The sequence below is a fragment of the Actinomadura sp. J1-007 genome (assembly GCF_009793335.1).
GTDB lineage: Bacteria > Actinomycetota > Actinomycetes > Streptosporangiales > Streptosporangiaceae > Spirillospora > Spirillospora yumaensis.
Genome location: NZ_WING01000001.1, coordinates 4,399,267 through 4,412,126 on the forward strand (window position 1 = coordinate 4,399,267; position 12,860 = coordinate 4,412,126).

7 protein-coding genes and 1 pseudogene are annotated in these 12,860 nt (G+C 71.5%); all 8 read right to left on the reverse strand.

The features are described 5' to 3' along the window. Nucleotides 1-100 precede the first annotated feature (100 nt). Nucleotides 101-1,534, reverse strand: a complete 1,434-nt coding sequence (locus GEV43_RS56175; protein WP_375539051.1) for a hypothetical protein — start codon at nucleotides 1,532-1,534, stop codon at nucleotides 101-103. Between the two features lie 158 nt (nucleotides 1,535-1,692). Further along, nucleotides 1,693-2,079 (reverse strand): annotated as a pseudogene (locus GEV43_RS56180) (glycosyltransferase family 2 protein); the annotation flags it as partial. Nucleotides 2,080-2,093: 14 nt separating this feature from the next. Further along, entirely contained in the window at nucleotides 2,094-5,498 is a 3,405-nt protein-coding gene (locus GEV43_RS20050; RefSeq protein WP_160821992.1) for a bifunctional glycosyltransferase family 2 protein/CDP-glycerol:glycerophosphate glycerophosphotransferase, read from the reverse strand. A gap of 160 nt (nucleotides 5,499-5,658) precedes the next feature. Continuing rightward, a complete protein-coding gene (locus GEV43_RS20055) occupies nucleotides 5,659-7,872 on the reverse strand; it encodes a bifunctional glycosyltransferase family 2 protein/CDP-glycerol:glycerophosphate glycerophosphotransferase (protein ID WP_309239732.1) in 2,214 nt (737 codons plus the stop codon). A 61-nt stretch (nucleotides 7,873-7,933) separates the two neighbouring features. Continuing rightward, nucleotides 7,934-9,106, reverse strand: a complete 1,173-nt coding sequence (locus GEV43_RS20060; RefSeq protein WP_375539099.1) for an acyltransferase family protein — start codon at nucleotides 9,104-9,106, stop codon at nucleotides 7,934-7,936. 105 nt (nucleotides 9,107-9,211) lie between these two features. Then, nucleotides 9,212-10,276, reverse strand: a complete 1,065-nt coding sequence (locus GEV43_RS20065; RefSeq protein WP_160821994.1) for an acyltransferase family protein — start codon at nucleotides 10,274-10,276, stop codon at nucleotides 9,212-9,214. Between the two features lie 220 nt (nucleotides 10,277-10,496). After that, a complete protein-coding gene (locus GEV43_RS20070; RefSeq protein ID WP_160821995.1) occupies nucleotides 10,497-11,912 on the reverse strand; it encodes an LCP family protein in 1,416 nt (471 codons plus the stop codon). A gap of 68 nt (nucleotides 11,913-11,980) precedes the next feature. Beyond that, nucleotides 11,981-12,826 carry a TIGR03089 family protein gene (locus GEV43_RS20075; RefSeq protein ID WP_160821996.1) on the reverse strand — a complete coding sequence of 282 codons (846 nt, stop codon included), beginning with the start codon at nucleotides 12,824-12,826 and terminating at the stop codon, nucleotides 11,981-11,983. Between the last annotated feature and the right edge of the window lie 34 nt (nucleotides 12,827-12,860).

Below are 12,860 nucleotides of genomic sequence, written 5' to 3' on the forward strand. Positions count from 1 at the left end.
GTGCAGTCAGGTAGCTTACCAACCGGTATCTGGTGTCTCACTCCACGTGCCGGATGGACCCGGAGGAGCGGCCCCGGCCCGTTCCCGCGCCGGACCAGTGTCAGCGGCGCGGGCGGCCGAGCCGCCGTCCCGCCGAGCGCGCCATCGACGGCACCTTCCCCGGGACGACGTGGACGGCGAGGTTGCCGCCGTTGGTCCGGTAGACCGACGCGCGGCGCATCCCGAGCGGCGCGCACGCCACCGCCGGGACGTCGGGCACGGTCGCCAGCGGGATCCGCAGCCGGGCGGACGCGTCGCCGACCGCGAGGTCGAGCCACACGTCCCAGCGCCCGGCGGCCAGGCCCTTGGAGTCGACCACGGCGGTGAACTCCAGTCCGTCCGCCCCGGCCTCCTGCCGGACCTCGCCCGTCCGCTCGCCGGACCCGCCGCGCCGTTCGAGGCGGAGGCCGACGCGCACGAGCGACGCCGAGCCGGGCGACGCGGCGGCGTGCCCGCGGACCCGCAGCCGCGCCCCGCCGTCCCAGCCGATCTCGTCGATGCCGAGCAGCTTCTCCAGGCCGGCCGTGCCGGGCGTCACGGTGAACGACACGTTGCCGTACCCCTTGGTGAGGAACGGCGTGACGAGGGCGCCGGCCCCCTCGCCGGTGCGCACGAACCGGGCGCCGGGCACCCCGGCCCCCTCGGCGGCGTCGGCGCCGAACCGGCCCTCCTTGGTCATCTGGTCGCTGGTCACCGCGACGTGCAGGTCCCACGTCCCGGCGGGCAGCGGGGACCCGGACGCGGCGGCGCCCATGTCCACCGCGGCGGCGAACGCCCCGTCGCCGTCGTGCTCGGCGGGCAGCCGGTGCTCCTCCCCGCTCTGCTTGCAGCGCAGGACGAGTTCGACGCGGCGCGCCGGGTCGTCCACCCGGTCGACCGCGGCGGTGCCGCGCACCCGCAGGACGTCGCCGTCCCAGTCGGCGCCGGTCAGCGTCCGCTCCACCTTGAGACGGTCGGTGACGTCGAAGTAGGCGTCGGGGATCGCGGCGGCCGGCTCGCGGAAACCGGGGTACAGCAGGTAGGCGCGGTCCTTGTCGACCATCACCGGGACCGGGTCGGGGTCGAGCTCCGCCTGGACGATCTCGCGGAGCAGCCCGCTGTGGCCGGTGCGCGCGCAGTGCGCGAGCAGCCGGTGCTTCGGCGGCATCCGCATCAGCACCGCCGGGGTCAGGTAGTCGTCGCACAGCGCCCGGACGGCGCTCTCGGTCTCCTGCGCGGCCTCCTCGGCCGCCGCGAGGAACCGGCCGTTGAAGCGGTGCAGCACGTCGCGCTGGAAGTGCCGGACGAGCATCCGGTCGCGGACCGGGCCCGGCTTGCGGTGCGACACCACGTTCTCGACGAGCGGCCGGGCGGCCTTGGCGAAGTACGGCCCGGCGGGCGCGCCGCCGGACTGCATGATGCTCGTGCCGTCGTCGCGTTCCACCAGGTAGTAGCAGTCGTAGTCGGCGATGATCGAGACGCCCGCCGAGTGCAGCAGGGCGTGCGCGGTGAACACCTTGTCCTCGCCCGACAGGATGCCCTCGGGAACGTGATCCCGTTGCCCGTCACCAGGTCGCGGCGGAACAGCTTGTGCGCCGTCAGCGAGCGGCCGTAGACGTCGAAGTCGGGGTCGTCGACCGAGACGCGCGGCACGGTCGCGCCGAAGCGCGCCACGCCCCGGCCGACGCCGACGTAGTTGCCGATCACGATGTCGGTGCCCTGCTCGTCGGCCATCGCGCACATGCGCTCCAGGGCCTCCGGGCCGAGCCGGTCGTCGGCGTCGAGGAAGAACAGGTACTCGCCGCGCGCGAGCCGGACCGCGGTGTTGCGCGGCCCGCCGGGACCGCCGGAGTTGGCCTGGTGGACGACCCGCAGCCCGTCGTGGACGGCGGCGAGCCGGTCGAGCTCCTCGCCGCTGCCGTCGGTGGACCCGTCGTCCACCGCGACGACCTCCACCCGCTCCGCGCCGAGCGTCTGCTCGAACACCGAACGGAGCGTGCCCTCCACCGACGCCCGGCAGTTGTAGACCGGGACGATGACGCTGACCTTCGGAGAGTCCATGTCCTCACCGCCCCTCACAGGGCGTCCCCCAGTACCTGGTCGACCGTACGGGCGGCGGCGTGCCCGTCGTCGAGGGGGCAGAAACGTTCGACGAACGCCTTGTAGCGGTCCTGGTGCCCGGCCGTGGCGGCGTCCACGTCCCGGATCGCCTCGATGAGCGCGTCGGACGTCTCCACCAGCGGGCCCGGCGCCTCGGCCTCGAAGTCGAAGTAGAAGCCGCGGAGCCGGTCGCGGTAGTCGGCGAGGTCGTAGGTGAAGAACAGCATCGGGCGGCCGGTGTTGGCGTAGTCGAACATCACCGACGAGTAGTCGCTGATCATCAGGTCGGAGATCAGGTACAGCTCGGTGATGTCGGGGTAGAGCGACACGTCGTACACGAAGCCGTCGCCGTCCTCGGGCACGCCGTCCACCACGTTGCTGTGCAGCCGGACGAGCAGCACGTGGTCGTCGCCGAGCTCCGCGCGGGCGCGGGCGAGGTCGAGCCGCATGTCGAACTTGTAGCGGCCCCGGCTGTAGTACTGGTCGTCCCGCCACGTCGGCGCGTACAGGACCACGCGCTTGCCCGCCGGGATGCCGAGCCGGGCCCGCACCGACGCGGCGACCGCGCCGGCCTCCGGGCTGTGCAGCAGGTCGTTGCGCGGGTACCCGGCCTCGATGATCTCGCCCTTGAACGCGAACGCGCGCCGGAAGATCTCGGTGCTGAACGGGTTGGGCGACAGCAGGTGCGTCCACTCGGGCAGCGCCGGGCCCGCCTGCTTGGTCTTGGACTGCGACTGGAGGGCCTTCTTCATGCCCGGCGTGTAGGCGAAGTGCACCTCCTTGATGTCGCGGCCGATCTTCTTCAGCGGCGTCCCGTGCCAGGTCTGGAGGACGACCTGGTCGGGGTGGCGCTGGAACCAGTCGCCGAGCCGGTGGTTGGCGACGATGTAGCGGGAGCTCGCGACCGCCTCGTGCCACTCCGCGCCGTTCAGCCGTACGGCCTTCAGCGTGCCCGGCAGCTCGACCTGCGCGTCGTTGACGACCCAGAGCTGCTCCAGGTCGGCGCCGCGGCGGACCAGCTCCTCGTGCACCGCCTTCGGGCTGTCGGAGTACTGCTTGCCGCTGAAGCAGGAGAACAGCACGGCGTCGCGCAGCCCGTCGCGGGCGACGCGGCGGCGGGCCTCCTCGCGCAGCTTGGTGCCCTCGCCGCGCTCCTCGCGGGACACGTCGCCGGTCACCGAGACGACCAGCCGCCCGTCGGTGCTCTCCAGCTCGTAGCCGCGCCGGGCCACCTTCGCCGGCTCGGGCAGCGTCGCGCCGCGGGCCAGGCGTACGGTCAGCGCGCGGTCCCCGTCGGGCCGGAACAGCACGTCCCAGCGGCCCGGACGCAGCGGCAGCACGCCCGCCACGGTCGGGACGGCCGCGACCGGCGCCTGCGCCCGCAGCGTGCCGTCCGCGCCGCGGACCAGGTCGAACGCGTGCTCCTTGCGCCGCCCGCGGCTGCGCAGCACGATCCGTCCGCCCTCGTGCACGGCGTGCGTGCCGGACAGCGACAGCGTGCCGTCCGCCGACCAGGAGCAGGCGTCGACGACGAGCCGGGTCGTGGTGACGCGGACCCGGACGTAGCCGCTCGGCCCCCGGCCCGCGTCGACCTCCAGCGCGCCGACCAGCCGCCGCGCGTCGTCCGCGCCCTCGGCGAGGACGAGCGGTCGGCCGTCCGCCGCGACCTCCCAGTCGCGGGTGTCGTCGATCGCGTCCTCGGCGATCGGCACGTCGGCGAGCCGGTCCGGGTCGATCCGCGCGGTGAACCCGCCGCCCGCCGCCGTGACGGGCACCGCGAGGGCGGTGTCGCCGAGCGTCAGCGTCAGCTCGGCCGGGGGCGTCCCGGTCGCTGAGCCCTGGATCACGAGCGCGTCGCCGTCCCAGGCGAGCGAGGTCGCCTTCGCGCGGACCCGCTCGACGTCGATGGCGAGGCCGCCGCCGACGATCCGCGGAACGATCCGCACGTCGTCGGCCACGTACCGGTAGGGCGGGTGCGCGCCGGTGCCCGAACCGCCGCCGCGCAGCGGCCCGGCGCGGAACACGCCCGCGTTCAGCACGGCCGCCTGCACCTCCCAGCGGCCCTCGGTCCAGTCGCCGCGCTCGCGCAGCCGTCCCGCGTCGAACGAGAACTCGAAACCGGACCAGGCGCCGGAGGACTTGCCGGGCTTCGGGGTCTGCCGGGCGCGTGCCACGATGCGCCGCCGCCCGGACCGCAGCGTGACCGCCTTGACCGACGTCCAGCGGCGGCGGCTGCTGACCGAGTTGATGTACGCCTCGCCGGTGACCGTCAGCCGGTCGCCGTCCCACTTCACCGCGTGCACGCGGCTGCGCAGCTTCACCTCGTCGCGGGCGCGGTAGACCTCGCGGGGGATCTCCAGCCCGTCGTCCTTCCAGTACGGGTAGACGACGTAGCGGCGCACCGGGTCGCGGACGATCGACGGCGACGACTTGCCCCGCTCGTACCGGACGACCTTGACCAGCTCGGTGATGTGGCCGCGCGAGGCCAGGTGCCACTTCAGCCGGGTCAGCGCCGGGACGGCCGCGAACACCTTGGCCGGGACGTCGGCCGCGTACGCCGCCGCCTGGGCGACGACCTGCTCGCGCTCGTCCTCGGACAGGTCGGGCAGCACGTCGAGGAAGACCAGCAGCTCGGTGGTGAGCGCGGCGATCTGGAACCGCCGCAGGTCCTTCGCGCGCCGGTTGCCCGCCAGCCAGGACGTCACCAGCGTCGCCGCGCCGAACCCGTCGGCGATCTCCTGCGGCTCGGTCGTGGACCGCGGCCAGCCGCCGCGCCGCCGCACCGCCACCTCCGAGAGCACGTCGACCGCGCCGGCGAGGCAGACGGCGCGGACCGCGACCGCCAGCTCGTCGTAGGTGCTGATGTCGGGGAACTCCAGCTTGTGCGCGTCCCAGAACGAGCGCCGGAACAGCTTGTTGGTGACCCGCCGGTCGCGCACCAGCTCGGGCGTGCGGCGCGCGTCGGTGCGGGAGCCGGGGCGCGGCGTCCCGCGCGCCACCCACCGGTGCACCTGGCCGCTGCGCCGCCGGACGGCCTCGGCGGCGGTGGCGAGGTCGGAGCCGGACGCGTCCAGGGCGGTGAACAGGCGCGCGAGGCCCTCGGGCGGCAGCGTGTCGCCGCCGTCGACGAACGCCAGGTAGTCGCCGGTCGCCTCGGCGGCGCCGAGGTTGCGGGCGGCGCCGCGGCTCAGCACGCCCCGCCGGACGAGCCGGAACCGGCCGTCGGGGAGCGCGGCCTCGGCGGCCGTGCCCGCCCCGTCGTCGACGACGAGGACCTCCAGGTCGTCGTGCGTCTGGGCCGACAGCGACTCCAGGGTGTCGCCGAGCTCCGCGCCGGCGCCATGGGTGAGGACGACGACGCTGATCCTGCGTGCGGGCAAGCGACCCACTCCTTCGACTGCGTGCACGACCCGGGGGAGCACCGACCGGTCGTGAGACGACGGGGTTGAGGCCGACGGGCGGGCAGGGGGCGCCCCCGGCGGGGGGTGTCACGTGTTACGTGTGACGTGTGTTACAGGCGATTCTAGAGTGCGCGCCGGACTACACCGGCGGGTTGGGGACCTTCTCCCCGAGGAAGAGCCGGCGGACGGCCCGCTCCGCGGCGTTCCCGTCGTCCCAGGGGCAGAACCGCTCCCGGAACGCGGCGCGCGCCTTGGTGGCGGTGTCGCTCCACGCGGCCCTGGACACGAACACGTCGGCCAGCTCGCTCTCCGTCGTCGCGATCGCGCCGGGCGGGAAGGCGGTCAGGTCGAAGTTGACGCCGCGGGTCAGCCGGTAGGTGTCCCAGTCGTTGGCGTAGATCACGATCGGCTTGTCGAGGTTGGCGTAGTCGAACATGACCGACGAGTAGTCGGTGAGCAGCGCGTCGGAGGCGATCCCGAGGTCCTCGACCGACGGGTGCTTGGACACGTCGATCACGCGGCCCTCGGGCCAGCCCATGTCGGCGGCCATGTTCTTCAGCTTGTAGTAGTAGTGCGCGCGCAGCAGCAGCACGTGGTCGTCGCCGAGCTGCTCGACGAACCGGCCGATGTCGAACATCGGGCTGTAGCGGCGCTGGTAGTCGCGGTGCGTCGGGGCGTACAGGATCGCCGTCGCGCCCTCGGGGATGCCGAGCTCGGCGCGCAGCCGGACGCGCTCCTCCTCGGTCGCCCGCACGAGCCGGTCGTTGCGCGGGTAGCCGATCTCCAGCATCTCGTACGAGCACGGGAAGCCGCGGTCCCACGCCTCGGTCGAGAGCGGGTTGGACGACAGCAGGTAGTCCCAGCGGTCCGAACGGGCCAGCAGGGCCTTGAAGTCCATGTCCCCGGCGCCGACCGGGTACTCCATCTGGTCCAGGCCCATCTTCTTCAGCGGGGTGCCGTGCTGCGTCATCATGTGCACCTGCCCCGGCCGCTTGACGTAGTTGTCGGGGAAGTTGACGTTGTTGACGAAGTACTTGGCGCGGGCCATCGTCCGGTAGTAGTCGGCCGACCCGGACACCACGTACTCCACGCCCTCGGGCATGCTCTTGCGGGCGCCGGGCTTGACCACCCACACCCCGCGGACGTGCGGGGCCAGCTCCCGGGCCTTCTCGTAGATCGCCGCCGGGTTGCAGGCGTAGCCGCGGTACCAGTAGGCCGCGAACACCGCGAGGTTCTCGTCGATGGCGAGGCCGCGGTGCATCTGGTAGTAGCGCTCCTTGGCGAGCTCCTTGGAGTAGAGCACGCCGCGCTTGCGCAGGTTGAGCGCCTTCTTCGCGCTCTTCTTGGCCTTGACCTTGACCTTGGAGCCCTTGATCCGCTGGAAGCCCCGGTAGTCGTTCTTCTCGATCAGCCGGTGCTTCTCGGCGAGCAGCGGCGGCTCGGACGGCGGGGTGTGGTCCGCGGGCCTGTACTTGTTGTAGATCTTCGACATCTCGGCGAAGAACCGGGCGTTGTCGGACTCGTGCACCCGGTCGCCGCGCTCGATGATCACCAGCAGGTGCCAGATCGTGCGGTTGAACATGAGCTGGCGGTACGGGTCGGCGCGCTCGCCGAGCTCGTCCATGAACGCGAAGATCCGCTCGTACTGCGCGAACGCGTCGAAGTGCTTCTCGCCCGCGGTCTTGGTGATCGCGCCCCGGCGCCGCTGGCGGTAGATGTAGCAGACCCGGTCCAGCAGGCTCAGCCGCTCGGCGGCCATCAGGATCGGGTAGGTGACGTTGACGTCCTCGTAGTAGCCGCTGCTGAAGCGCAGCCCGAGGTCGAGCAGGAACTCGCGGCGGATCGCCCGGTTCCAGGACGTCATCATCAGTTCCAGCACGCTCGGGCGCTCGGCGATCGTGAAGACGTCGGGCGCGGGCGGCTCGCGGAACAGGTGGTTGATGATGCTGCGCTTGACCCGGCCGTTCCAGTACGCGCGGGCGTAGTCGAACAGCAGCACGTCGGGGCGGGTCTCGGCGAGCCGTTCGCAGATCGCGCGGACGGCGCCCTCGGTCGCGTAGTCGTCGCTGTCGAAGAACCAGACGTAGTCGCCCGTCGCGGCGTCGAGGCCGGCGTTGCGGGCGTTGCCGAGGCCGACGTTCTCGGTGAGGTGGAGCACGCGCACCCGCGAGTCGCGCTCGGCGAACTCGTCGAGGATCTCTCCGCAGCCGTCCGGCGAGGCGTCGTCGACCGCGATGACCTCCAGATTGGGCAGGTCGGGGTCGAGGATCGAATCCAGGCATTGCCGGATGTATCCCTGCACTTTGTGCACGGGAACGATGACGCTCAGAGAGATGTCGTTAGCACTGCTCACGTGAAGGCCAATCAACTGCTCGGTAATATCTGGACTATACCCGCACCAAGGATGTAAGGCGTTAAGTCCGCCCGTGCGAGGGCTTCAGCAGCCAGCGGGCCCGCGGCTCGACCGCCCAGTGGGTGGCGCGCTGCACCGGCGCGGTGCCGAGGACGATGCCGAGCGCGAGGGCGGAGGCGGTCACGCCGACCAGGCCGAGCGGGGTGTGCAGGACGGGCTCGGCGAGGAGGCCGGTGTAGTCGAAGCACTTAACGATCAGCCCGTGCAGCAGGTAGATGTACATCGTCCGGGTGCCCATCCGGGTGAACCAGGTGTGCCCGCGGGGGATGATCGCGAGGAACGCGGCGCCGAGCACGATCGCCAGGGCCACCGTCAGCAGCCGGCCCGACATGCCCTCCAGGCCCGAGTAGCCCATGTCCCGGTAGCCCTGGTTCCACCAGATGAAGCCCTTGTTGATCTTGGGCAGGACGGTGCCGAGCTCCCACACGTACGCGATCGGCAGCGCCGCGATCAGGATCGCGAACCCGGCCCAGCGGGCCCAGGACCGGCGCAGGACCGCGACGTGGTCGGGGTTGATCGCGAGGCCGAGCACGAAGAACGGCAGCAGGCCGGCCGCCCGCGCGATCGTCCCGTCGGTGTTGAACGCCCAGCTCCCGCCGACCAGCGAGATGGCCAGGGACACCGCGAACGGGTGCCGCAGGTGGCCCCACAGCGGCACGCTCAGCCGCCACAGCACCATCGCCACGAGGAACCACATCAGGAAATGCGGGCTGAACAACTCGTTCAGCCGGAAATCGACGTCCTTGAGCACGATCAGCTGCGTGCGATAGAGCACGATGAAAATCACATAGGGGACGACGAGTGTCGGGAAAATGCTCCGGAACTTGTCGGTGGAGCGAAGGAATCCACGCGAGAAATACCCGGACATGAAGACGAACAACGGCATGTGGAAGCCGTAGAGGACGACGTACGCCGCGTGCGCCGACCGGCTGTCGCCGAACTCCGCCCACACGTGGCCCACGACGACCAGGACGGCCGTGCAGAACTTCGCGTTGTCGAAGAAGGCGTCGCGCTGCCGCTTGGGGGCGGGGCGGGCGCTCCGGTCGGTGCGGACTCGCCGGCGGACGGGGGGCGGGTCTGTGGGAGGATGTCGGTCATGTCTCCGAAATGATCCGTTTGGCGCGTGACAACCGCTCGCGGGGAGGCATGAGGACTCTAGTCCCCAATTGGGGATGCTGGGGCCAGAAGGGTGATTCTTCTATAATCGGACTCCCCGTGCCGGGGTCGAGGACGCGCAGCGTGTCGCGGTACCGCTCCAGATCGTAGGCGAAGAGCGCTCCTACCGGCCGGTGTTCGGGCGCCGGAGCGGCGTGAACACCCACCTCAGCTTCGGCTCCAGCGCCCAGCTCATGCACCTCACGACCGGCTTGGAGCACAGGAACGTGCCGACCACGACCGCCCCGGCCATCACGGCGAGCACGCCGGGGGTGGTGTGCATCCAGTCCGCGCCCCACCAGCCGGTGAAGTTGAGCAGCCGGGTGACGAACCCGTGCAGCAGGTACGCGTACAGCGTCGTCGCGCCGAGCTTGCTGAACCAGTGCCGCTTGCGCGGCACCACGCTCAGGAACGCGGCGACGAGCACGATGGCGCACGCGAACATGCCGAGCCGCATCGCGCTGCCGGTCAGGTTGTCGACGCCGAGCTGCTCGTGGGTGTTCTTCCAGTAGATCCAGCTCCGCGTCATCCGGTTCATGGCCAGGTACGCCACGCCGAGCCCGCCGGCCAGCACGGCGAAGCCCGCGATCCGGGCGGCGGGCCGCTTCAGCAGCTCGAAGTGCTCGGGCCGCAGCGTGAGGCCGAGGACGTAGAACGGCAGCAGCCCGATCACCCGGTGGATGTCGAACGTCCCGCCGAGGTCGCTCATGTACGACAGCAGCGAGAACAGCACGGCCACCGCCAGCGGCCAGCGGATCTGCTGCCACACCGGCGTGGACAGCCGCCACAGGAACAGCGCGCACAGGAACCACGTCAGGTAGTACGGGTTGAGCAGGCTGATCTCCAGCTCGTTGCGCCCCGCCAGCCAGTCGTAGATCGAGTAGGCGAACTCGAACACCACGTACGGCACGCCGACGTTGGTGATGAGCTTGCGCGCCTTGCCGCCGGCGAACGTCCAGTTCCGCGAGAAGTAGCCGGTGATCACGATGAACAGCGGCATGTGGAACATGTAGATGAAGATGTACAGGCCCTTGGCCAGCGGCACGTTCAGCAGGTTGGCCAGGGAGTGCCCGACGACGACCAGCAGGATCGCCAGGAACTTGGCGTTGTCGAAGAACGGGTCGCGTTCCTTGCGCGGCTTGGCCTGCGGCGCGCCCGCCTCCACGTCGGCCGCGGCCGGGGGCGGCACGGCCCCGCCGGGTCCTGGACGCCGACCGGCGGCCCGCCCTGCGGCGGAATCCCGGGAACGGGCGGCGCGGACGGCGGGGACGCGGGCGGCGGCGACGGTACGAACGGTGCGGGCGGCGGGGCGGCGACGGAACCCGCCTGGCCGGGCGGCACCGGCTCCCGGGGGTTCGGGGGCGTCGGGGCTCCGGCGGGCCGGGTGGGGTACGTCATGGGGCGCGGGGTCAGGGCTCCTTGCAGGGGTCGGCGTCGGCGCGGATCTCGCCCTGCTGCTTCGGGATCCCGCTCTTGGCGCTCTTGAGGTTGGTCCAGGAGGAACCGACGATCAAGTCGACCACGCCGGGGGAGCCGCTGGTGCTCGCGGCCGGCTGCGGCGCGTTCGGGATCAGCCGGTTGAGGGTCTGCGCCTGCTGGTCGGCGCCCGCCCCGTACGTCACCCGGGAGGTCTTGGTGGTGGCGGCGTTGCCGACCTTGACCACCTGGAAGCCCTGCGACTCCAGGTCCTCGGCGACGCGGCGGGCCTGGCCGACGATGCCGCTGGCGTTGAGCACGCGCACCCGCACCTGGCTCGGCGGGATCTTCGCCGCGCTCGGCTTCTCCTCGGTCGGCACCGTCTTGTCGCCGCGGATCGCCGCGAAGAACGGCTGCGCGGCGCTGGTGAGCGCGACCCGGTTGGGGTCCTGCGGGTCGGGGGCGGACGGCACGGTGACAAAGCGCAGCTTGCCCGACGTCATCCCCTGCATCCCGCTGGCGATCTTCATCATCACCGGCGGGGTCAGGTCGTTGTCGGTGGTGAGCGACTTGGTCGTGGCGTTGACCAGGCCGAGCAGCTTGCCCGGGTTGCTCAGCACGCCCGCGCTCATCGCCTTGTTGGCGAGCGCGCCCATGAACTTCTGCTGCCGCTTGATCCGGTCGGTGTCGGAGCCGTCGCCGAGGCCGTGCCGGTTGCGGACGTAGGCGAGCGCGGTGGCGCCCTTGATCGTGTGCCGGCCCCTGGACAGCCGCAGCTTGGACTGCCGGTCGTTGACGTCCTTCGGCAGGCAGACCGGGACGCCGCCGACGGCGCTGGTGATCGCCTTGAACCCGTTGAAGTCGACCTGCATGAAGTGGTCGATCTTGATGTCGGACAGGTGCTCGATGGTCTTGACCACGCAGGACGCGCCGCCCGCGGTGAACGCGCCGTTGATCTGCGCCCGCGACTGCGCCGGGGTCTTGCCGCCGCCCTTGGTGGTGCACGACGGCATCGGCACCATCAGGTCGCGCGGGAAGCTGATGCCCATCGCCTGCCCGCCGCCGGGCGACAGGTGCAGCAGGATCATCGTGTCCGAGCGCGGCGGGTCGTTCTTCATGCTGCGCCCGTACTCGGAGTTGGCGCCCTCGCGGGTGTCGGACCCGAGGAGCAGGATGTTCATCGCGCTGTTCAGCTTCTTCGGCCGGTTGGGGCCGACGAGCGCGTCGGTGTCCTCGTGCGCGATGTTGCCCATCGCGTTGCGGTAGACGCCGTACGCGGTGAGCGATCCGGCCACCATGACCGCCGACAGCCCGACGCAGACCCAGCCGAGGACGCGCCAGCCGCGCCGACGCGCCGGCTGCGGATCGGCGTCGTCGACGTACTCCATGTACATCGGGTTGCTGTTCATCGGCTCCGTGTCGGGGCGGGCCCGCTTCCAGGGGTCGGGTGACAAAGGGAGGGCAAAGAGAGAGTAGGTCAGGCGAGGCGGCGAACGGACCCGGATCCGTCTTTCCATCCGGGCAGTCCCGCCACCGCCGTCACATGCTCCAGTCTCGCCCGGCGATCTAGGAGGTCTTTGTCGAAGTTTCGTTGGATTATGACGGAAGCACCTGAGGCTAGTGGTGCGACCAGGCCCGCCAGAACCCCGTCGAGTGTGGCGTAGGACATGTCAACCAGCACTCTGTCCTGCGCGTCCAGCTCCCATTTCGCGGCGGTCTCGCGCGCCGCGGCCGCCACCTCCGCCCCAGAGAATGTGGTCTTTGTCACAGTAAACGCGGGCAACGCCGGTGTCACGGCCGGATCCGGAACGAACCGGTCCCCGTACGCGCGGACCTCCACCGCGTAGTCCACGACCCCCGGCGGGCACTCGGCGAGCGGGCCGCCGAGCGCGTGCAGCGAGAGCCCGACCACCTCCTCGGCGTCCGCGTCGTCCACCACGTGTCCGAGCACCTCCTCCGCCGCCACCAGGAGGTACGGCCCGGACGCCCCGCCGGGTTCGGCGGGGGCGGGGGCGAATCCCGGCCCGACCGCGGCGGGGTCCACCGGCTCGGCCACCAGCCCGGCCGACCAGCACGCCATCAGCCACGCCGCGCTCTGCCAGTGCGGCGGCAGCGCGAGCACCGCCCGCGTGCCCGGCTCCGCGCCGAGCCCGTCCACGAGCAGGTTCGCGGTCTTGGCCACCCAGTTGTCGAACGTTCTGGCCGACAGCTCCACCCGTTCTCCGGTCGCGTCGTCGTAGAACGTCACCAGCGGCCGCGACGGGTCGTCCTCGACCCGGCGGCGCAGCAGATCCGGGGGCCCGTCAGGGAAGACATCGCTCATGGGCCGAGCGTACGGCCCGCCCGCGCGGGACACG